The 20,019-nt window shown below is 63.7% G+C and carries 24 protein-coding genes; 10 read left to right on the forward strand and 14 right to left on the reverse strand.

What is annotated here, in order from left to right; translation table 11 throughout:
- Nucleotides 1-52: 52 nt before the first annotated feature.
- The 3 genes from J1C56_RS06390 to J1C56_RS06400 form a co-directional block, all read right to left on the reverse strand.
- Entirely contained in the window at nucleotides 53-1,372 is a 1,320-nt protein-coding gene (locus J1C56_RS06390; RefSeq protein ID WP_214387131.1) for an MFS transporter, read from the reverse strand.
- A gap of 77 nt (nucleotides 1,373-1,449) precedes the next feature.
- Nucleotides 1,450-1,731 carry a metal-sensing transcriptional repressor gene (locus J1C56_RS06395; RefSeq protein WP_214387133.1) on the reverse strand — a complete coding sequence of 94 codons (282 nt, stop codon included), beginning with the start codon at nucleotides 1,729-1,731 and terminating at the stop codon, nucleotides 1,450-1,452.
- A 123-nt stretch (nucleotides 1,732-1,854) separates the two neighbouring features.
- Nucleotides 1,855-2,763, reverse strand: a complete 909-nt coding sequence (locus tag J1C56_RS06400) for an SDR family oxidoreductase (RefSeq protein WP_214387135.1) — start codon at nucleotides 2,761-2,763, stop codon at nucleotides 1,855-1,857.
- Between the two features lie 90 nt (nucleotides 2,764-2,853).
- Here J1C56_RS06400 and J1C56_RS06405 point away from each other — a divergent pair, with 90 nt between their 5' ends.
- On the forward strand, nucleotides 2,854-3,417 hold the full coding sequence (locus J1C56_RS06405) for a TetR/AcrR family transcriptional regulator (RefSeq protein WP_214387137.1): 564 nt from the start codon (nucleotides 2,854-2,856) through the stop codon (nucleotides 3,415-3,417).
- Here the strand turns inward: J1C56_RS06405 and J1C56_RS06410 are convergent.
- The 3 genes from J1C56_RS06410 to J1C56_RS06420 all read right to left on the reverse strand — a co-directional run bounded on the left by J1C56_RS06410 (nucleotide 3,407) and on the right by J1C56_RS06420 (nucleotide 5,996).
- Complete coding sequence (locus J1C56_RS06410; RefSeq protein WP_214387139.1) at nucleotides 3,407-4,606, reverse strand: NAD-dependent formate dehydrogenase; 1,200 nt, start codon at nucleotides 4,604-4,606, stop codon at nucleotides 3,407-3,409. The genes J1C56_RS06405 and J1C56_RS06410 overlap by 11 nt on opposite strands.
- Before the next feature lie 212 nt (nucleotides 4,607-4,818).
- Complete coding sequence (locus tag J1C56_RS06415; protein ID WP_214387141.1) at nucleotides 4,819-5,049, reverse strand: DUF4287 domain-containing protein; 231 nt, start codon at nucleotides 5,047-5,049, stop codon at nucleotides 4,819-4,821.
- A gap of 32 nt (nucleotides 5,050-5,081) precedes the next feature.
- On the reverse strand, nucleotides 5,082-5,996 hold the full coding sequence (locus J1C56_RS06420; RefSeq protein WP_214387143.1) for a DMT family transporter: 915 nt from the start codon (nucleotides 5,994-5,996) through the stop codon (nucleotides 5,082-5,084).
- A gap of 50 nt (nucleotides 5,997-6,046) precedes the next feature.
- On the opposite strand from J1C56_RS06420, the gene J1C56_RS06425 reads away from it, so the two are divergent.
- Together J1C56_RS06425 and J1C56_RS06430 are read left to right on the forward strand one after the other, a co-directional pair.
- Nucleotides 6,047-6,598 carry a MarR family winged helix-turn-helix transcriptional regulator gene (locus tag J1C56_RS06425; RefSeq protein ID WP_214387145.1) on the forward strand — a complete coding sequence of 184 codons (552 nt, stop codon included), beginning with the start codon at nucleotides 6,047-6,049 and terminating at the stop codon, nucleotides 6,596-6,598.
- Between the two features lie 46 nt (nucleotides 6,599-6,644).
- Nucleotides 6,645-7,955, forward strand: coding sequence for a serine hydrolase domain-containing protein (locus J1C56_RS06430; RefSeq protein WP_214387147.1), 1,311 nt, complete (start codon nucleotides 6,645-6,647; stop codon nucleotides 7,953-7,955).
- A 43-nt stretch (nucleotides 7,956-7,998) separates the two neighbouring features.
- On the opposite strand, the gene J1C56_RS06435 is transcribed toward J1C56_RS06430, so the two are convergent.
- On the reverse strand, nucleotides 7,999-8,841 hold the full coding sequence (locus J1C56_RS06435) for a GNAT family N-acetyltransferase (protein WP_214387149.1): 843 nt from the start codon (nucleotides 8,839-8,841) through the stop codon (nucleotides 7,999-8,001).
- Between the two features lie 131 nt (nucleotides 8,842-8,972).
- Between J1C56_RS06435 and J1C56_RS06440 the strand changes: the two genes are divergently transcribed.
- Together J1C56_RS06440 and J1C56_RS06445 are read left to right on the forward strand one after the other, a co-directional pair.
- Complete coding sequence (locus J1C56_RS06440) at nucleotides 8,973-9,605, forward strand: LysE family translocator (RefSeq protein WP_214387151.1); 633 nt, start codon at nucleotides 8,973-8,975, stop codon at nucleotides 9,603-9,605.
- A gap of 47 nt (nucleotides 9,606-9,652) precedes the next feature.
- Nucleotides 9,653-10,312, forward strand: coding sequence for a pentapeptide repeat-containing protein (locus J1C56_RS06445; protein ID WP_214387153.1), 660 nt, complete (start codon nucleotides 9,653-9,655; stop codon nucleotides 10,310-10,312).
- Nucleotides 10,313-10,320: 8 nt separating this feature from the next.
- Here the strand turns inward: J1C56_RS06445 and J1C56_RS06450 are convergent, their stop codons facing one another.
- Nucleotides 10,321-10,932, reverse strand: coding sequence for an NAD(P)H-dependent oxidoreductase (locus J1C56_RS06450; RefSeq protein WP_214387155.1), 612 nt, complete (start codon nucleotides 10,930-10,932; stop codon nucleotides 10,321-10,323).
- Nucleotides 10,933-11,021: 89 nt separating this feature from the next.
- Between J1C56_RS06450 and J1C56_RS06455 the strand changes: the two genes are divergently transcribed.
- Nucleotides 11,022-11,642 (forward strand): TetR/AcrR family transcriptional regulator, encoded by a 621-nt coding sequence (locus tag J1C56_RS06455; RefSeq protein WP_214387157.1) that lies wholly within the window; start codon nucleotides 11,022-11,024, stop codon nucleotides 11,640-11,642.
- 58 nt (nucleotides 11,643-11,700) lie between these two features.
- Here the strand turns inward: J1C56_RS06455 and J1C56_RS06460 are convergent, their stop codons facing one another.
- Nucleotides 11,701-12,921: an MFS transporter gene (locus J1C56_RS06460; protein WP_214387159.1), complete on the reverse strand. Its 1,221-nt coding sequence runs from the start codon at nucleotides 12,919-12,921 to the stop codon at nucleotides 11,701-11,703.
- A gap of 68 nt (nucleotides 12,922-12,989) precedes the next feature.
- On the opposite strand from J1C56_RS06460, the gene J1C56_RS06465 reads away from it, so the two are divergent.
- Nucleotides 12,990-13,439, forward strand: coding sequence for a helix-turn-helix domain-containing protein (locus J1C56_RS06465; RefSeq protein ID WP_214388260.1), 450 nt, complete (start codon nucleotides 12,990-12,992; stop codon nucleotides 13,437-13,439).
- Between the two features lie 110 nt (nucleotides 13,440-13,549).
- On the opposite strand, the gene J1C56_RS06470 is transcribed toward J1C56_RS06465, so the two are convergent.
- Complete coding sequence (locus J1C56_RS06470) at nucleotides 13,550-13,915, reverse strand: response regulator (RefSeq protein WP_214387161.1); 366 nt, start codon at nucleotides 13,913-13,915, stop codon at nucleotides 13,550-13,552.
- Nucleotides 13,908-14,963, reverse strand: coding sequence for an HWE histidine kinase domain-containing protein (locus J1C56_RS06475; protein WP_214387163.1), 1,056 nt, complete (start codon nucleotides 14,961-14,963; stop codon nucleotides 13,908-13,910). The genes J1C56_RS06470 and J1C56_RS06475 overlap by 8 nt, the downstream gene beginning before the upstream one ends.
- Nucleotides 14,964-15,504: 541 nt before the next feature.
- Here J1C56_RS06475 and J1C56_RS06480 point away from each other — a divergent pair.
- Nucleotides 15,505-15,975 (forward strand): GNAT family N-acetyltransferase, encoded by a 471-nt coding sequence (locus tag J1C56_RS06480; RefSeq protein WP_246591195.1) that lies wholly within the window; start codon nucleotides 15,505-15,507, stop codon nucleotides 15,973-15,975.
- A gap of 10 nt (nucleotides 15,976-15,985) precedes the next feature.
- Here the strand turns inward: J1C56_RS06480 and J1C56_RS06485 are convergent, their stop codons facing one another.
- Nucleotides 15,986-16,729: an SDR family oxidoreductase gene (locus tag J1C56_RS06485; RefSeq protein ID WP_214387167.1), complete on the reverse strand. Its 744-nt coding sequence runs from the start codon at nucleotides 16,727-16,729 to the stop codon at nucleotides 15,986-15,988.
- A gap of 98 nt (nucleotides 16,730-16,827) precedes the next feature.
- Here J1C56_RS06485 and J1C56_RS06490 point away from each other — a divergent pair, with 98 nt between their 5' ends.
- Together J1C56_RS06490 and J1C56_RS06495 are read left to right on the forward strand one after the other, a co-directional pair.
- Complete coding sequence (locus J1C56_RS06490) at nucleotides 16,828-17,733, forward strand: AraC family transcriptional regulator (protein ID WP_214387169.1); 906 nt, start codon at nucleotides 16,828-16,830, stop codon at nucleotides 17,731-17,733.
- A gap of 173 nt (nucleotides 17,734-17,906) precedes the next feature.
- Nucleotides 17,907-18,338, forward strand: a complete 432-nt coding sequence (locus J1C56_RS06495) for a hypothetical protein (protein ID WP_214387171.1) — start codon at nucleotides 17,907-17,909, stop codon at nucleotides 18,336-18,338.
- 30 nt (nucleotides 18,339-18,368) lie between these two features.
- On the opposite strand, the gene era is transcribed toward J1C56_RS06495, so the two are convergent.
- Nucleotides 18,369-19,298: a GTPase Era gene (gene era / locus J1C56_RS06500; RefSeq protein WP_214387173.1), complete on the reverse strand. Its 930-nt coding sequence runs from the start codon at nucleotides 19,296-19,298 to the stop codon at nucleotides 18,369-18,371.
- Entirely contained in the window at nucleotides 19,295-20,017 is a 723-nt protein-coding gene (gene rnc, locus J1C56_RS06505) for a ribonuclease III (RefSeq protein WP_214387175.1), read from the reverse strand. The genes era and rnc overlap by 4 nt, the downstream gene beginning before the upstream one ends.
- Between the last annotated feature and the right edge of the window lie 2 nt (nucleotides 20,018-20,019).

Genomic DNA, 20,019 nt, shown 5'->3' on the forward strand with positions numbered 1-20,019 from the left:
CGCCATGCCACAATGCCGCCGCAAAGTCACTGCGGCACGAGCGCTTGGCGCGTCAGCCGTGGCGCGGCCATTGCTGGTGCAGCGTGTCGATGACGAAGCCATGCGCATGCCGGTGCCCCAGGCGATGCCCGCCCTCCAACCAGTGCGGATCGTCCTCGGCAAGATCGTCGTGGTGATGGTCGACGACATCGGGATCCGTCGCCGGCCACATCGCGAATGCCGCCGCCAGCGCCGCGGCCGCGATCGCCGCCATGATGACGAAGGCCTGCGAAAGACCGACAGTCACGCCGAGCCAGCCGGCCAGCGGATAGGTGACCAGCCAGCAGGCATGCGACAGCGCGAACTGGGCGGCAAACAGCGACGGCCTGTCTTCGGCCCGCGACGAGCGCCTGAGCAGCCGTCCCGCCGGCGTCTGGGCGATCGAATAGCCGAGACCAAGGACAAACCACAGCGGCAACAGCGAATCGAAGCCCTGCACCAGCGTGCCGCACAGAAGCCCAGCAGCCAGCAGCGCAATGCCCGCCAACATGATCGAACGGTCCGGAATCCGGTCGAGGATTTTCGGCAGCATCAGCGCCGCCACCATCGAGCCCGCGCCATAGGCGGCCAGCGCCATCGCCGTCGCCTTCTGCGTCAGGCCGTACTCGCCCTGCACGATGACGACGGTGTTGACGATCACCATCGCGCCGGAAGCCGCGACCGCCATGCTGACCGCCAGCAGGCCCTGCAGCCGCGGCGTCGCAAGGTAGATGCGCAATCCTCTTGTCGTCCGCTCATAGATGCCACGCGGCGCCGACAGTTTCGGGCTCGGCAGTGTCACCGAGACCACCAGGGCGGCGGACGCCAGGAAGCCGATGACGGTGCCGGCAAACAGGCTGTGGAAGCTGATGACAGTCAAAAGTGCCGCCGCAAGCACCGGGCTGACCAGGCTTTCGAGGTCGTAGGCAAGCCGGGTCAGCGACAGCGCGCGGGTGTAGTCCTTCTCGTCGGGCAGCACGTCGGGAATCGTCGCCTGGAACGCCGGGGTGAAGCCGGCCGATGCTGATTGCAGCACGAAGATCAGCACATAGACCTGCCACACCTCGGTGACGAAAGGCAGAAGCAGCACCACCGCCGCGCGCACGAGGTCGAGGCAGACCAGCATCGTGCGCCTGGGCAGCCGTTCGGCGAAGGCCGCCGCCACGGGTGCGACGGCGACGAAGGCGATCATCTTGATCGCCAGCGCCGTACCGAGCACGACGCCCGCATCCGGCCCCGCCAGTTCGTAGGCCAAAAGCCCGAGCGCCACCGTGGCAAGGCCGGTGCCGATCAGCGCGATCAGCTGCGCCGCAAACAAATGGCGGTAGGTGCGATTGGACAGGATATGAAGCATTGGTCAGGCTCTGGCGGTATCAGGCATTTTTGGAGCGGAAACGGGCGCAGGCGCGGCATGGCCAGCGACCGGCGTGTTCAAAGGTACTTGGTGATTTCCTTGAACTCGTCGATCGACCGTCGCTGATCGCGCGGCAAGGCGCCGACCGCGTCCTCCAGGCAATGGTCGAGATGATCCTGGATCAGCGTGCGCTTGGCCTGGCCGACGGCCTTTTCCACCGCATGAAGCTGTTGGGCGACATCGAGACAGGGCCTGCCTGCCTCGATCATGGCGATGATGCCGCGAAGATGGCCCTCGGCCCGCTTCAGCCGCTTGATCGTATCGGGATGGGAGGCATGGACGTGAACGTGCTCTGTCATACCTACATGCTATCCCCCAGGGGAGCATGTGGTCAAGTTCGCGCTGGCACCTCAAACAGTCTTCGATGCCAACTTTCACCCATGCCGGCGCCCCGCCTCGCGTCTGGCCCGTATGTCAGGCGCTCAGCGATAGCCTGTCGTATCGGCCGGCTTGCCGGCATCTTGCACCTCGACCACATAGGGCCAGGCATTCGGCCGCGAGCCGTCGAGGTCGGTGAAGCCATAGACCTGCGCCAGTCCGCCGCTCGATAGCGACTGGCCGTTCCACCGCGCGACATCAGGGTCGGCGGCAAGCGCCGCCACCGCGCGACCGACAAAGCGCGGCGTCTCGGAAATGGCGAAATGCGGGATGTTCTTGGTTGCGTCGCGCCAGTTGGCTTCGGTGACGCCGAAATGCTCCAGCATCATCTCCGAGCGCAGCCAGCCCGGCGTGATCGCCACCGAGGTCGCGGCATGCGGCGCCAGATCCTTGGCATGTGCCCAGGCCATGCGCAGCACCGCCGACTTGCACAGGTCGTAGAACGGCGACAGGCGGTAGTTCACCGCATTGTATTCGGCCGTGCCGTCGGTGACCTCGACCAGCAGGCCGCCCGGCTTCTCGATCATCAGCGGCAGCGCGTGATGAGCGGTAATCAGATGCGTGTCGATGGAAAGCCTGAGCATCCTCAGGCCATTGTCGAGATTGTGGTCCCACACCGGCTTGTTCCACTCGAACAGCTTCTCGCCGCCCCCGATGTCGTTGACCAGGATGTCGAGCCGGCCCTGCTCCTTTCTGATGCGGGCAACGAGGTCGCGCACCTCGTCCGAAACCAGGTGATCGACACGCACGGCGATGCCCTTGCCGCCGAGCGCGTCGATGGCCTCGGCAGTTTCCTCGATCGTCTCCGGCCGCTCGTATTCGGACTGCCGGTCGCGCGTCGTCCGCCCGGTCACGTAGACGGTGGCGCCGGCCGCGCCCAGTTCCATGGCAATGCCCCTGCCCGCGCCGCGGCTGCCGCCGGCGACGAGCGCTACTTTTCCTTGCAGTGTCATCGATCTCTCCCGAGATTGTTTCAGTCGGAGGCTGGAAATCGGCTTCGAAGCGATATATAAACAAATATTCGTTTATAAATAAAGGTCAAGATGCCCCGCCGCAAGACCCTGTCAGACGAAGAGGTGCTCGTCGTCGCCTCCCGGCTCCTGCACGAGCGCGGTCCCGATGCGCTCACCTTCGAAAGCCTCGGCCGCGCCTGCGGCCTCTCGCCGGCAACACTGGTGCAGCGCTTCAAGACCAAGGCCGCGCTCAAGCAAGCGACGCTGCTCCACGCCTGGGACGGGCTCGACGCCAAGACCGCGGCACTTGCAGCCTCGACGCCGAAAACGCCCGAGGGTGCGATCGCGTTGCTCGTCGGCCTGTCGGATTATGGCGGCATCGAAACCTATGCCGAAGGCTTGCTGGTGCTGCGCGAGGATTTGCGCGACCCGGCGCTCAGGGCACGGGGTGCCGCATGGAAAGCGGCGCTGTCCGCCGCCCTCGAAGAACGTTTCACAGGCGCACCCCAAGGCATCGGCCTTTTGATGGCCTCGCAATGGCAAGGCTCGCTGTTGTGGTGGGGCTTCGACCCGCAGGGCCGGGTCGAAGATTTCGTCGCCGCCGGCCTGCGCGGCTTCGTCGCCGCGGTCATTCCTGCCCACGTCACCTCTTGAACCGGGCCGCCTCCTCCGATCCGCGTGTGGCATCGCCCGCGCTGTAGGAATGCGCACCGGCGCCGGCGAGCTTGCCGCCATCGACGATCAGATATTCCTCGCGGATGGGCCGGCCAGCGAACCAGCATTCGAGGATTTCGCGAGTGCCGGCGGCGTAGCGCGCCTGCGCCGACAGCGACGATCCTGAAACATGCGGCGTCATGCCATGATGCGGCATCGATCGCCACGGATGGTCCTTGGGCGCCGGCTGAGGAAACCAGACGTCGCCGGCATAGCCTGCGAGTTGCCCGCTTTCGAGCGCGCGGGCGACGGCGTCGCGATTGCATATCTTGCCGCGCGCTGTGTTTACCAGATAGGCACCGCGCTTCATCTTCGCGATCATTGCAGCATCGAACAGGTTTTCTGTCTCGGGGTGCAGGGGTGCGTTGATGGTGACGACGTCGCAGACCGGCACCATGTCGGCTGCCGTCTCGTGGAAGGTCAGGCCAAGCTCCTTCTCGACAATCTCGGGCAGGCGGTGGCGGTCGGTGTAATGCAGCTTGACGTCGAACGGCTTGAGCCTGCGAAGCACGGCTGCGCCGATCCGGCCGGCGCCCACCGTTCCGATCTGCATGCCCTCCACGTCATAGGACCGCGCGACGCAATCGGCGATGTTCCAGCCCCCGTCCACGACCCATTGATAGGAAGGGATGTAGTTGCGCACGAGCCCCAGGATCATCATCACCACATGCTCGGAGACGCTGATAGAGTTGCAGTAGGTGACCTCGGCGACAGTGATGCCGCGCTCGATCGCCGCCTGCAGGTCGACATGGTCTGAGCCGATGCCGGCGGTGATAGCGAGCCTCAGCCGGCCGGCCTTGGCGATCCGCTTTTCGGTCAGATAGGCCGGCCAGAACGGTTGCGAAATGACGATCTCGGCATCGACGAGTTCGCGTTCGAACATGCTGCCGGGACCGTCCTTGTCGGAGGTTACGACCAGGCTGTGCCCTGCACCCTCGACGAACTTGCGCAAGCCGAGTTCGCCGGACACACTGCCGAGCAGCACGCCCGGCTCGAAATCGATTGCATCCGGCGTGGGCAAAGTCTGGCCACCCGGATAGCGCTCGAGTTTCGGCAGGCCGTCCCGTGCATATCGCTTGGGGTAGCCATCCACCGGGTCGTCGTAAAGGACGCAAACAACCTTCGCCATATCGTAGCTCCTTCGTCTGATGGACGAGGAAGACGCTTTGAAACTGGCGCTATCCGAAATTTGCACGCGTGTGGCGAAGCGGACCGGCCTTAGGAACTGTCCGTAGCCAACCGGCTTGCCGCATGGCGCTTCCTCGTTCGAAATCTTGCGCGCTCCAGACATTAGATGGCGGAGCCGTAAACGGTTTCAAGGCCGCGAGGCCGGCCCGCGACCTACTTGTCGCCGACCTGCTTCTTGCCGCTCAACAGCGCATAGACCGCCATCGAATGGCCGTGGCCGAGACCGAATTCGTCGCGCAGCCATTCGACGATCTGTCCGGCCTTGACCCCAGGCTTCAGCTTGCCGCTTTCGGAAAATCCCTTGCCGTCGGCGAGTGCCGTCAATTCCTCCGGTCCCTTGCCGGTCTTGGTCTTGATGGTGTCGAGATAGGCCTGGAAGGACATCGTGTTCTCCTCTTTGATGATGGTTGAGTTGGTCAGCCGCGCCGCCGGTTGGCGAGCACGCCGCCGGCGATGATCGCTGCGAGGCCCACGACCGACAGCACGGTCAGCACGTCGTCGAACAGAAGTGCCGCAAGCACCACGCCGAAACCCGTGCCCCAGTAGCCAAGCTGGCTGAAGAACACCGGCCCGCCGATCTCCTGCAGGCGGAAGTTGAGCAGGTAGGATGAGGCCGAGGTGACAACCATGCAGCCGATCCAGAACAGCACGTCGCGGTCGACAAAGATCCAGCTCGATGGCGCCTCGAAGAACGGCGCCACCAGCGCCACCATCAGGCTCGAGCTCAGCAGGATGCCGCAGGAAAAGGCGAGCGCCGACGAGCCCTTGGGCCAGTAGGCCGTACGGATGATGTTGCCGGCCGCAGCACAGGCCGGAACGATGATGCCGAGCAGCACCCAGACGGTCTGCGAGAAATCGATCTCGGCAAGCTGCTGCTGCACCAGTGCTGCCATGCCGGCAAGGCCGATCAGGATGCCGGCGAAGCGCCTGAGATACATGCGCTCGATGCCGAGCCCGGCGGCGAAGCTCATCGTCAGCAGCGGCGACAGCGAATAGACGGTCGAGGTGTAGGCCGGCCCGACGCGGTCGACGATGTAGTAGCCGAGCACCGTCGGGATGGTGAAGCTTATGATGCCGAGCACCAGATAGAGCACAAGATGCCGCCGCTGACGCGGAATGCCCTGCCCCGAAGCCGCCAGCAGCGGCAAAAGGATCAGCCCCGCGCCGACATTGGCGACAAGCGCCAGCTGGAACGGCTGCATGCCGGCGTTCAGCGCGGCCTTCGAGATCATGATGCGGGTGGCGAAGACCAGGCCGCACAGGGCAAGAAGCACCAGCGGCGAGCGCGCCACATACGACACCGGCAGACGGAGAACTTCCTGTTGCGTCATGGTCAACCCCGAGATATCTTAGCGCTAAGATAAATGACGGAAATATCTTAGTGTCAAGACATCTCGACGAAAATAATGGGGAGTTGGCCGGCGACGGCCTGCAGGACGGCATCGATATCAGGCGGGCGCAGTGGGCGAGCGAACTGCCCCATCTCGACACGCGTGGCATGGCGATCCTCGGTCGCGCCCGTTGGATCACGCTCGCCGCGCGGCCCAAGATCGAGGCGATCTTCGCCTCCTTTGGGCTCGACACCGGCGAAGCGGACGTAGTGTTCACGCTGCTGCGCTCCGGTCCGCCCTACCGGCTGCGCCCGACCGAGCTCTACCGCTCGATGATGATCTCGTCCGGCGGCGTCACCAACCGTATCGTCAAGCTGGTAAAGGCAGGGCTGGTCAGGCAGGTCGCCTCCGACGGCGACGGCCGCAGCCTGCCGGTCGAACTGACCGAGGAAGGCCTTACCCGTGCCCGCGAAGCCTTCGAGGCCGACATGGCGGTCGAGACGCTGATGCTGGAAAGCCTGACCTGGGACGAGCAGGCGCAACTGGCCAAACTGCTGCGCAAACTGGCGCTATCCCTCGGCAGCGCGCCATCGCCAGAGTGATTGCCAGCGAATCGTGACGCGGGCGCACTGCAGCGTGAGGAATGGAATGAACCGGGAAGAGCGTGCCGAACTTGTCCAAAAACTGCAGATCCCGCTGGCACTCTTTGCCACGGGCAAGGGCCTGGGGCGGCCCTGGGGCGCGGCCGCCGGCATGGCCGACGAAAAAGCTGGCCGGCCCATGTCGGTCGACACGCCGCTGCGTGTCGCCAGCAACACCAAGACCTTCGTTGCCGCTACCGTTCTGCGCCTTTGGGAACGCGGGCTGGTCGACCTCGACGGCCCGATCGCGCCGCTGGTCGACCCGCTGTTCAACGAGTTGCTCGCCGCCGCCGGCTATCGCACTGACAGGATCACCGTTCGCCATCTGCTGAACCATAGCGGCGGGCTGGTCGACCATACCGACGACCCCGAGTTCTTTGCCACCGTCTTGCGCGAGCCGCAGCGTTTCTGGACGCGCGAGGAGCAGGTCCGCATGGGTGCCAAATTCTCGGCGCCGCTCAGCGAGCCGGGCACGCGCCATAGCTATTCCGACACCGGCTACATCCTGCTCGGCGACATCGTCGAGCGCATCTCGGGCACGACGCTTGCCACGACTGTCCGGCGCGAGATGGCGTTCGAGCGGCTTGGGCTTGCAACGAGCTGGTGGGAGATCGCCGAACCCGAACCGGCGCTAGCCGAACCGCGGGCGCGCCAGTTCTTCGGCGACGTCGATGCCACCGGAATCAGCGCCTCCATGGACCTCCATGGCGGCGGCGGGCTGGTGATGTCGTACGCGACCTGGCTACCTTGTTTGCCGCGCTGTTCGAAGGCCGGGTGTTCGACAGCCCCGACACGCTCCGTGAAATGCTCTCCCAAGGCAGGCATGAAGGTGCGGCCAACTATCGCCTCGGCATATCAGTCGAAACCGTTGGCGGCGCGGAACTCTATTCGCATCTCGGCTTCTGGGGCACCGCTGCCTATTACGCGCCCGCCCGGGGCATCGCCGTCGCCGGCTTCGCCACCAGGCGCGAGGCGCGCGACACGCTCGTGTCAGTCATCCAGCAGGTGCTCGCCGCCGAGGGCTGGCATGGTTGAACCACGCCGGGGGAACAGGCTGACGAATACCGGCTGGCGTTTGCCGACTGATTTGCTCCACGCTGCATCAAAGCCGGTCGCAGACCAGCGCTGGCTGGTGCAGCACCGATCCGGCATAGATCGCCTTGACCGTCCATCCGCTTTCTGCGGCGAGGTATCGCGAAATGTCCGCTGCCGCCGCAAGGCTTTTTCGGCTGGCGCTGTCGGATCGCATCTGCGCAGCTTCCATCTAAATGCCTGCGGCTTCGAGCCAATGCAGGCCGGGCTCGTCCGCCTGCGATAGCCCGGTCCGGGCGACGGTCGGTCGCCGCCCGGATGATCGCGCCTCAGACGGCTGAGTCGGGCGAAACCACTTCCCACGTGCCGAACAGCTCCAGGCCCGCTGCCTTGGCGAGCGAAATCGACGCCTCGTTGTCGAGCTGGCACCGGTATTGCGGCTCGTATCCGAGATCCCAGGCATGCTTGCAGATCGACCGCACAACCTTGCGGGCGTGCCCCTTGCCCCTGAAAGGCGCAAGCGTCAGAACACCGAGATCGGCGACCCGCCCGTCCATCCAGGGATACATGCTCCCGGCACAGACAAGGCGGTCCTGCTCGAACGAACCGAACACCAGCCAGTGGTCGAGTTCGACGGACGCACCGTCCAGGTCCTGCTCCGACGCCTGTGCCTGGAAGCCTGAGAACAGCGCCTCGTCCTCGCGGCTCAACCGTCTCGGGCCCGCGTCCGGTTCTTCCAGCGCAAGCCGCTTCTTTTCGGCTTCGGCAAAATGAAACACGCGATCGGCGCCGTGCAGCACAACACCCGTCTCATCAAGGGCATAGCGAAAGGCCGCGACGGACAGGCCCTGCCGTTTGCGCAGGCCGGCCTTGAGTGCCAGTTCTGGCGTCAGCACCGCCATGGTCCGGCCATCGACCGTCTCCAGCAGCATGACCCGGCAGTCCTCACCGAGGTCAGGGTCGGCGGCCAAAGTAAAAATGTCGTCACTATGGAGGATGTCGCCGTTCAAAAACTGCGCCCGCCAAAAATCGGTGATCGTCAGCGAAAAAATTGACATGATGAATACTCGGTCTCGTCTGGACGAGCGTGAGCGCGGTAAATGTAGGCCCGCAAATCTCACGACTTCGTGAAGCAAGCCGATACGCAGCAAAAGTCGGCGAATGTGCGGCATAACAGCGCTTCGTGATTGCTGGACCAAGCATCGCCCGGACTTGCCCGGCGGTTTCGGCTACCAGAGAGGCCAAAGCCTGTGCGATCTTGCCGGCAGTGGCCGCGCTCTCCCCGACGCGGCGGGAGCCTGCCATGCCGTCAGCCGAACTGTTGATCGCCTTTGTCGCCACCACCGCGATCTTCGCCTTCATGCCGGGCCCGGCCATGCTTTACGCCGCAGCCCAGACACTGGCGCGCGGGCGCTGGTCGGGACTGATGGCGGCACTCGGCATCCATCTTGGCGGCTACGTCCATGTCGTTGCCGCGGCCGCCGGCCTGTCGGTCCTGTTCCACGCGGTGCCGATTGCCTACACGGTCGTCAAGCTTGCGGGTGCCGCCTATCTCGTCTGGCTCGGCATCTCGCTGTTTCGCTCCAAGGCGCAGGGCGACGGCGACCTGCCTGCAATCGAGCCCAAATCCGCCCGGCGCGCCTTTGTCGAAAGCATCGCCGTCGAGGTCCTCAACCCCAAGACGGCGATCTTCTTCATGGCTTTCCTGCCGCAGTTCATCGACGCTTCGGCTGCATTCCCGGTCTGGCTGCAGTTCTTCATCCTGGGCACGGTGGTCAATGCGATGTTCACCACGGCCGACGTCGTCGGCGTCATGCTGGCGGGCGCGATGATCGGCCGGCTCAGGCGCTCGCGCCGCGCCCAGCGGCTGATGCAGCGTGCCGGCGGCGCGGTTCTCGTCGGCCTTGGCGTCCACGTCGCCCTGCAAAGAAGCTGACCAGCCCGCCATCCCTGCCAATCCCCTCGACAACGCCTTCGAAAACCATGCCAGCCGACCAGCACACCACCTCCCTCGCCGACCGGTTCGCCGAGGGGCAGCGCTCATTCAAAGGCCTGCAACTGGCCGGAAGCGACCTGGCGCGGCTCGACCTCAGCGCCTGCGAATTCACCGACTGCAACCTGGCGGGCGCCGATCTTTCGGCTTCGACCCTGACCGACACAAGCTGGGTCAGTTGCCGCATGGCGAGCGCCAGGCTTGGGTCGATCGACGGCGTCGATATCAGGTTTCACAATTGCGATCTCTCCAACACCGACTGGACCCGGTCGCGGCTCAATGCTTCGAAATTCAGCCAAAGCAAGCTGACGGGCGCGAATTTTGCCGATTGCACGCTGATCGGCGCCGACTTCCAGCAATGCCGGCTGGTCAGCGCCTTCCTGCCCGCCATCTCGTTCCGGCGCAAACCGCTGAGCCATCTCGATTTCAGCGATGCCGAATTGAGAGGCTGCGATTTCCGCGAGGCGATCTTCGACGGCTGCAGCCTGCGCGGCGCCAGCCTGCGTTCCTGCCGCTTCGAGGGTGCCGACCTGCGCGGCTGCGACCTCGGCCCGCTGAAGCTCAACGAGGCCTCGATCCTCAAGGGCGCGGTGATCTCGAAAAGCCAGGCAACCGACCTGTTGCGCAATCTCGGCCTGCAGGTGATGTAGCTACCCTTTCACGCCGCCTCGTTCTGGCTGTGCCTGGTTGCTTCGAACAGATTGCGGCCAATGGCATGCGCCGCTTCGAGATGCTCGGCCGGCCCCTGCGTTTCCGTATCGAGCAGCAGCTCCGAGGTCGCGACGGGTGCGCCGACATAGTCGAAGATGCCGTGGTCGATCTGCGTCTTCATCGCGCCGAAATAGCCATGCCGCGCATAGGTGCGCGTGGTGGCACCGCCAATGGCGACGAGATGCACCTTGAGGTGGCGCAGCCGCTTCACCGGCTTGATGCCAGCACCTTCGTCATAAGCCCAGCCATTGGCGAAGACGCGGTCGATCCACCCCTTGAGCAGGGCCGGCATCGACCACCAGTAGACGGGATAGACCAGCACGAGCGTGTCGGCGCCGTCGATCCGCGCCTGCTCGGCGGCAACGTCGGCAGCCGGTGCCACTTCCCGGCGATGGACGGCGAGATCGGTTGCGGTGTAGCGCGGATCGAAGCCTTCCCTAGCGATGTCAGCGATCTCGAATGTGTGGCCGGCCAGCGTTACCCCTTCGGCGAGTTGCGCGGCGACGCCGTGGCTGAGCGACTTCGGATCTGGATGGGCGACGACGATAAGCGCGTGCATGTCGAAAACTCCTGTTTCGTGGTTGCGGGCAACGGTCACAGCTTATATACTTTTTGTAACCTACTAACAGTATATACTTTTGGTATATTATGCCGTCAAGCACTGAAACGCTGGAACAGCCCGTGCCGTCGCCGCGCCGCCGCCTGCTGCGCGAAGACCGGCGCCGGCAGCTCGTCGACGTCGCCTGGCGCATTATCCGCGACGAAGGCACCGAGGCGCTGACGCTGCCCCGGCTTGCCGAGCAGGCGAAGGTGGCAAAGCCGGTCGTCTACGACCATTTCGCCACACGGCCTGCCTTGCTCGCGGCGCTGTACCAGGAGTTCGATACGCATCAGACCGCGCTGATGGACGCCGCCTTCCAGGCGAGCGAACCGACCCTGCCGAGCAGGGCCATGGTCATCGCCTCGTCCTATGTCGACTGCGTGCTCGAACAGGGTCGCGAGATACCAGGCGTCATCGCGGCCCTTGCCGGCTCGCCCGAACTGGCCAAGGTCAAGCGCGACTACGAAGCGATCTTCATGGAGAAGTGCCGGACCCTGCTTGCCCCGTTCACACCGGCCGGCACCGTCGCGTCGTCGGGACTATGGGCGATGCTCGGGGCGGCAGAAGCGCTGTCCTTCGCCGCCGCGAACGGCGACCTCACGCCCGAGCAGGCCAAGGACGAGCTGTTCGAAACCATCCTCGCCATGGTTGCCAGAACCCCGCGATGATGGCGCGGCGGCGGCCCCGCCGCTCGCCGCTTTTGCCCGGCTGGTTCAAGGACAGCCCTCAGCGCCCACCGGATCGCATGCGCGCCCTTGCTGCGCCGCCTGCTGCTCCAGCCGCGATTGCCATCGCTGCGAGAAGCAGCGCGATGCCGCTGAACAGCGCTTCATAGCCATGGCCGGCAATCAACGGCGTGACGAGCAGCGGCGAGACGAATTGGCCGATGAAGATGGACGCGGTCAGGATGCCGCCGCTCACACCCCGGTGCCGCAGCGGCGCAAGGTTGAGCGTCAGGGCAACGAAGCTCGGCGAAACCAGCGCATAACCCGTGCCGATCGCCGCGGCTGCCGCAAACAGGATGGGTGTCGTCCCGGCGAAGACCAGCAGCAGGAAGCCGAGTGCCATCGCGGCATAGCCGAGCAGGAAGATGCCGGCATAGCCCGTGGCGCGTTGCACCTTGGGATAGAGCAGCGCGAAGCTGCCTCCCGCGAGCATCAAAGTGCCGAGGATCGCGCCGGTCATCATGGCGGCGTCATAGCCCTTGGCTTCGAGGAAGAACGACATCTGCGTCGGCATGACGAAGAAGATCATGTTGGTGCCCCCCTGCAGCAGCACCAGCAACGACAGCAGCAGCACCCAGGACGGATGCTCTTCGGCCTCGTCCGCCGCCTTGGCGCCCGGGGCCTGCGAACGCTTGGGCGGATCGACGATGACCATCCACATCAGCGGCAGGAAGACTAGGGCGAGCCCGTAGATGGCGAATGGCCAGCGCGGCGAGATCGCCGCCACCCATCCGGCGAGCGAGATGAACACCAGGCCGCCAAAATTCCGCGCCGATATCTGCAGCCCGGTCAGCGCGCTGCGCCGGTCGCCGGTGAAATAGTCGCCGACAAGGGCGGTCTGCGCCGTCATGATGAGCGCCACCGCGACACCGAGGACGAGGCGGCTTGCGAAGATCGTGGGAAGATCGGGAAGGACGAGCCCGGCGCATCCGGCGACTGCAAACAGGATGACGCCGACGAGCAGCAGCAGGCGGCGTCCGAACCGGTCGGCCGCGATCCCGGCGAAAGGTGCGAACAAGGCGACGCTGAGCGAAGGAGCCGGCACCAGCATGCGGGTCAACATCGCGGCGTTCGGATCACTTGCGAACAGCCGCTCGAGCCCGGGCAGCGCCGGGCTGATCGTCGCGTTGGCCATGGTGGTCAGCGACGCGGCCAGCAGCAAGGCGACCGCGCGCCCGTCCAGCCAGACCGGCCTTTCTATCGTATTTTGAATGCTCTGCATGAATTTTCCTCTTGCTGAAATCGACGTTTCGGCAGAGCGTACGACTTCAAGCCAACTTGAGGTCAAGCATGCATTTTCTGGATATTGGCGAGGTCGTCGAACGCACGGGTGTGCCGCCATCGACGCTGCGCTATTACGAGGAGATCGGCCTGATCTGCTCGGTTGCGCGCCACGGCCTGCGGCGGCAGTTCGACCACGACGTGCTGTTGAAACTGTCGCTCATCGGCATGGGCAAGGCAGCCGGCTTCTCCCTGCCCGAAATCGCGGGCATGTTCGGCCGCGACGACCGGCCCGACATCCCGCGTGACCAGTTGCATGACAGGGCCAAGGAGCTGGAACGGCAGATCATCGAGCTCAGGATGCTGCGCGACGTCATCCGCCACGTCGCCGACTGCCCCGCGCCGTCGCATCTGGAGTGCCCGAGCTTTCGCAAGCTGTTGAAGTCAGCGACGAACGCGAGCGCAAGCCGCTCTCCGAGACCGACGATCGGACGAACAAAGTCCACACGGCAACGGTAGTCTGTTTTTGATAGGGAGTGGCCAAGGGCTGGGCATGCTGGCTGTCCAGTGCGCAGCTAGGCGCCGGCTCGTTTTGAGAGCGGGCAATTAGGCTTGGCATTTCCTGCCAGTCAGCCGGACAGCAGGCGGGCAAATATCTCGGCCAGTTGCTTGTCCATGAACGGCTTCTTCAGAAACGGGCGATCGCGGTAGCCATCCCTCATGTCGTGGCCGCTGTAGCCCGTCGAGAAAACGAAAGGCACGCCACGCGCAGCGAGCGCGTCGGCCACGAAATAGGTCTTGTCGCCGTTCAGGTTCATATCCAGCATGGCAGCATCGAAATCGTGCGCTTCAATGAGTGCGAGCGCCTGCTTGACCGTGGCGGCAGCAGTCACCGACTCGCATCCGAGGTCGGCCAGCATGTCATCGACCATGATGAGAACGAGCATTTCATCCTCGACGACGAGGATGCGCCTGCCAAAAAGCGGTTTATCCATCGCCGGCGCCGATCGGTGCGGGAAAACTGATCGTGCAGACGACGCCGTCCGTCCGATAGTCGAGATCAACCGCCCCCTCCAGCTCATGTGCCAGGCCGCGCTCCAGGACCCGCGAGCCAAACCCTTTCCGGGACGGCGCAATCGCAGGCGGGCCGTCCTTCTCCTGCCAGCGCAGTACAAGCCGATCGCCCTCGGGCGACGGCTCGATCGTCCATGAAATCAGCACTGACCCAATGTTGTTGGAGAACGCGCCGTATTTCACTGCATTGGTCGCAAGTTCGTGGAAGGCGATGCCAAGTGCGAGGGTGACTTTGGGCGAGACGCGGATGTTGCTGCCCGTGATGACAAAATGTTCCGAGCGTCCGTTTGCAATCCCGAACGGCTCCAATGCCGCCTTGATCAGATCGAGCAGCCCCGCACCTTCCCAATTTTCGCGGGTCAAAAGGTCATGCGACCGGGACAGCGCGAACAGGCGCGACTCGATGGAGTCCCTGATCACTTCGGGATCGGAGGTATTTCGCAGTGCCTGCCAGACAATCGACTGCACCGTGGCAAGCGTATTCTTTACCCGGTGGTTCAGCTCGTCGATGAGCATCCGCGACTGGGCCTGCTCCTGCTTGTGATCGGTGAGGTCGACGAGGGAGGCAAAATGCTGCACGACATCGCCGCGCTCGTCCCTGACCGGGCTGATGAGGATTGCCGACCAGAACTCGCTGCCATTCTTGCGGCGGTAGCAGATTTCCGAGCCGCCAGTGACGTCGCCCGCAAAAGCGGCTTCGATACGCGCCAAAGAATCGAGATCAGTGCCGCGCGCCATCAGGAAGTTGAAGCTTTGGCCGAGCAACTCCTCCCGGGCATATCCGCTTAGCTCGAGAAAGGCGTCATTGGCGAAAATGATCGGGTTGCCGAGCTCTTTCGCGTCGGTGAACACCATCGCCATGCGCGTCGTTTCAGCCGCAACGACAAACGGCCCAAGATCCCTCCGAAAGCTCTCGACTTCAGCTTCGGCGACCTTTTGGCCCTCGGATTTGATCACTGGTTCAGCCATGCCTCAGCCTTGTTCAGTTGGCGGCAGGCCGCAGCAAGCGACGTTTACAAGCCGTGCAAAGTTCTTACAGATGCGGGCAAGAGGCTATGACTTCCCATAGCGGACATGCCGAATGATCGCGCTAAAACAGAAATATTGCCGCCAAGCTCGGTTTTGAGACGTTACTCAATACCAGCGACCGCGACCGAACCATCCGCCGCCAACCAGGACGAGGATAATAAGTATAATGAGAAGAGTGGTGGTGTCCATGTGAGTCTCCAGCGAGTGCTCTTGGACATCCGCCGTTTGTATCACCGAACGGTGGATTGCCTGTTCATTGCACTCCGACCCTAAACAACGTTTCACATGCTTTCTTGTTCCTTCGAAATGTTCCGATTGCGCGATTCCATATGCTTGAAGGTCTTCAGCTCTTTCCCGGCATCGCTGCAACTACCGGCCGTGCCTTCCCAAACAGCAGGCCATCCTCTATTCGCATCTTGGCTCACTGGACAGAATGGATCGAGATGTGATCAGACCCGCAAACTTGACGGATGCTTCCAGCTTGGCTGCGGTAGGCTTGGAAGTGTGGCTGAACACTTACATTCGCAATGGCGTCAACGCGTTCTTCGCCGACTATGCCTTGAAGCAGTTCACCGCCGCTCGTTTCGAAGAAATCTTGTCGCTCACAAACCAGACAATCTTGGTTTCACAGAACGCCGCTGGCATCGACGGATTTATCCATCTCTCATTGGGCTCGCCGGCACCCGTTCCGGCATGCTCCGACCTCGAAATTTCGACTTTGTATGTCCAGCCTCGGCATCAGGGCGGCGGTGCCGGTGGCAGGCTATTGGAAGCAGGTTTGCAATTTTGCGCGTCCACCGGACGGCCCGACGTCTGGCTCGCGGTCAATGCCGAAAATGAGCGCGCGACCGAATTCTACCTGAGGAAGGGTTTTTCCAAGACTGGCGAAACCCGGTTCCAGATCGGCGACCAGTCCTACCCCAACCACGTGCTGCGCTACGATCTGGTCTAGACGGCCGCGTTCAGCTTGCGCGCGCCAGGGCCACCGCATCCGGCCCTGCGGGAAAACGGAGCTGCCCTGAACCATCATTCGCCGCTTGCCACACGGCTTCGGCAACGTCGGTTTCTGTCGTCACCATCGCAGGTGTCGCGAACCCGGCAAAGATCGGCCCCGCGAACGCGGCATAGGCCTCGGGAATGAGATCTTCGACGCGCAGTTCGGTGTTGTGGGCAAAACGCGTGCTTGGCGCATAGCCGGGCTCGACAAGCTTCACCCTGACATCGAACGCGCCGAGTTCATGCGCCAGCGACCCGGTGAAACCTTCGATCGCCATCTTGCTTGCGGTGTAGGCGGCGGCAAGCGGCATCGGGGCGAGTGTCACGCTGGAGGTGACGTTGACCACCACGCCCGAGCGCCGCGCACGGAACTGCGGGATCACCGCCTGGGTCATCGCCATCACCCCGAAGGTGTTGGTCTCAAACAGCTTGCGCACATGGGCCATCGGCATGGCCTCGAAAGCGCCGACAAGGCCGATGCCGGCATTGTTGACCAGCACGTCGATCTGGCCGCTGGCGTCGAGTGCCGCGGCAATGCTCTCCTCGTCGGTCACGTCGAGCGGCAAAATACGCATCCGCTCCGAGCGCGGCAGGATGTCCTGGCGCGGATTGCGCATGGTGGCGACGACGTTCCAGCCCCGGGAATGGAAGTGGCGGGCGGTCTCCAGGCCATAACCTGACGAGCAGCCGGTGATCAGTACGGTTTTCATGGACTTTTTCCTGATTGATGTTGACGCCACGAAAATACCGTCCAAAATCCGGACTATCATCAACCTCCAGTCCGCTATTTGTTGGCAATAGTCCTGATATGACCGACCCCCTCGCCCAGGTCATCGAACTGCTCCAGCCGCGAACCGTATTCGCGAAGGGGATCAGCGGCGCTGGCGCATGGGGTGTCCGCTACTCCGAGTTCGGCCAGCCCGGTTTCTGCGCCGTGCTCGAAGGCAGCTGCCGCCTCGCCGTCGACGGCGAGGCGCCGGTCACGCTCGAACAGGGCGACTTCGTCCTGTTGCCGGCGACGCCTGCCTTCACCATGTCCGGCTTCGAGCCGGTGACGCCGAGGCGCGTCGACCCCAGGACGACGCCGGCGCCCACGGAGGAGGTGCGCCACGGCCGGCAGGATGGCCCGGCCGATGTCCGCCTGCTCGGCGGCTACTTCGTCTTCGGCTCGCCCGATGCAGCACTGCTCGTGTCGCTGCTGCCCGCCATGGTCCATATCAGCGGCGTCGAGCGGCTTTCGACGCTTGTGCGCCTCGTCGGCGAGGAAGCGAGCCAGCACAATGCCGGCCGCGATCTGGTGCTCGCCCGCCTCGTCGAGATCCTGCTGATCGAGGCGCTCCGGGCAAGCCGGACAAAAGGCTCGCCGCCGGGTTTCCTGCGCGGGCTGGCCGATGCCCGGGTATCAGGGGCGATACGGCAGATGCACGGCGACCCGCAGCGGTCGTGGACGGTGGCCGAGCTCGCCGGCAAGGCCGGCTTGTCCCGGTCAGCCTTCTTCGACCGCTTCACCCGCACCGTCGGGCTCAGGCCGATGGAATATCTGCTCGCCTGGCGCATGGCGCTGGCGAAAAACCTGCTCGGCGGCAAGGAGATCGCGCTCGACGAGGTTGCGCGGCGGGTCGGCTACGGCTCGGCAAGCACCTTCAGCACCGCCTTCAGCCGCCATGTCGGGCAATCGCCGGGCCGGTATGCGCGCGGCGATCGGGCGGAGTGACTGGGCGGACATGCGTGTGATCGCACCACCGCGCTCCGGTTCGAAAAAAGGATTGCAAGATCGACGGGAAATAGTTCCAGATCGGTAACCAGTCCAACCCGCGCTCCTTGCTCCAATACGAATTTGATCGTTAGACTGTCTTGCGCGGAAAAGCCTGCGAGGTTTTGATCCGAATGAGCCTGTCCATGCAAACAACAGAGCAAGCTCGCTCCTTGAGGCCAGTTCTGGTCTCTTGCGCGACATTTACTCTATTGACGATAGGTTTTTACTTGGCCCTACGCGCGTTCGATGGGCTTGGAATGTGGGGCATCATGGCTTGGCCACTGCTGTTCGCACCGATCAATTTTTGCGCCTATTCCATTGGGAGGCATCGGAAAATCCAAGCCCTTGGATCCCGCGGTTCGACCATCGGCGCCGTTTCGGCCGCGATATGGACAGGCATGGCGTTAGCCTTTGCCGCCATTTTGGCCTTAGGTCTCCTGATAGCCGGAGAACATCCGCTTTTGGCTCTTGGGGTGATGCTCATGGCCGTAGTATCCGGGGCCGCCATTCCGTTAAGTGCCCTGGCTGGCTATGTATCCCACAAGATCGCAAGACTGGACTGATCGCGTCCCCGCGCGCCGCGACCACGCCCCCTAATGCGGGAAATCCAGCCCCATTTCGCGGTAGCGTTCGGGGTCGTCGCCCCAGTTCTCGCGCACCTTCACGAACAGGAACAAATGCACTTTCTGTTCCAAAATACCTGCTATTTCCATGCGCGAAGCCTGGCCGATGGCGCGGATGGTCTCGCCCTTGTGGCCGAGCACGATCTTCTTCTGGCTGTCGCGCTCGACATAGATGACCTGCTGGATGCGCACCGAACCGTTGGGCAGCTCTTCCCACTTCTCGGTCTCGATATGCGACGAGTAAGGCAGCTCCTGGTGCAGCCTGAGATACAGCTTTTCGCGGGTGATCTCGGCTGCCAGCTGGCGCATCGGCAGGTCGGAGATCTGGTCTTCGGGATAATACCACGGACCTTCGGGCAGGCGCTTGGCGAGGAAGTCGAGCAGGTCCTTGCAGCCCGAGCCGGTCAGCGCCGAAACCATGAAGGTGCTTTCGAAATCGACAGCCTCGTTTGCGGTCGAGGTCAGATTCAGCAGCTTTTCGGGATTGACGCGGTCGACCTTGTTGAGGATCAGCACCTTGGGCTGGCGCACGTCCTTGAGCCGTTCGAGGATGGCTGCCGCATCGCCCTTGATGCCGCGCTCGGCATCGATCAGCACCAGGATCAGGTCGGCATCCTTGGCGCCGCCCCATGCGGTGGTCACCATCGCCGTGTCGAGACGGCGCTTGGGCTTGAAGATGCCGGGCGTGTCGATGAAAACGATCTGGGCGTTGTCGTGGGTGGCGATGCCGCGCACGATGGCGCGCGTCGTCTGCACCTTGTGGGTAACGATCGACACCTTGGCGCCGACAAGCTTGTTGACCAGCGTCGACTTGCCGGCATTCGGCGCGCCGATCAGCGCGACGAAGCCCGAACGGGTGGCACCCGTCGCAGGCGTTGCGGTCTCAGGGGCATCGGTCACGATGCGGTCTCCTCATTCTTCCATACGCCCTCACGCACCAAAAGGGCGGAGGCTGCGTTCTGCTCGGCCTCTCGCTTGGAGCGACCGGTGCCGGTAGCAGGCAAAAATTTGCCGACCCGCACGCTCACCGAAAAGACGGGGTCGTGATCCGGGCCGGTACGGCTTTCGATCTGGTAGGCAGGCACTGTTGTGGTCGCCTGGTGCGCCCATTCCTGCAATTCGGTCTTGGGGTCGCGGCGCGCCGCTCCCGCGGCCTCAGCGCGCGGCTTCCAGTATTTATGGATGAAGCGCTTCGCCGCATCCAGCCCGCCGTCGAGATAAATCACGGCGATCAGCGATTCGAGCGCATCGGCGCGCAGGTTGACGCGCTTGCGGTCGGCGAGATTGCGCACTTCAGAGCCGGCGCGGATCAGCTCGGCAAGACCGATCTCGTCGGCGATCTGGGCCAAAGCCTCGGCATTGACCAGCGCGTTGAGACGGACAGAAAGCTCGCCCTCGGGCGCCTCCGGAAAATCGGCCAACAGCATGTCGGCGACGGCAAGCCCGAGCACCCGGTCGCCCAGGAACTCGAAACGCTCATAGTCGACGCCGGCATTCGCGCTGCGCGCGCTGCCGTGCGTCAGCGCCCGTTGCAGGCGCTGATGGTCGCGGAAAATGTGGCCGGTGCGGAGTTGCAGCGCGTCGGCGAGTTCCGTGGCGGTGAGCCGTTTGCCTGCCATGC

The sequence above is a fragment of the Aminobacter anthyllidis genome (assembly GCF_018555685.1).
GTDB lineage: Bacteria > Pseudomonadota > Alphaproteobacteria > Rhizobiales > Rhizobiaceae > Aminobacter > Aminobacter anthyllidis.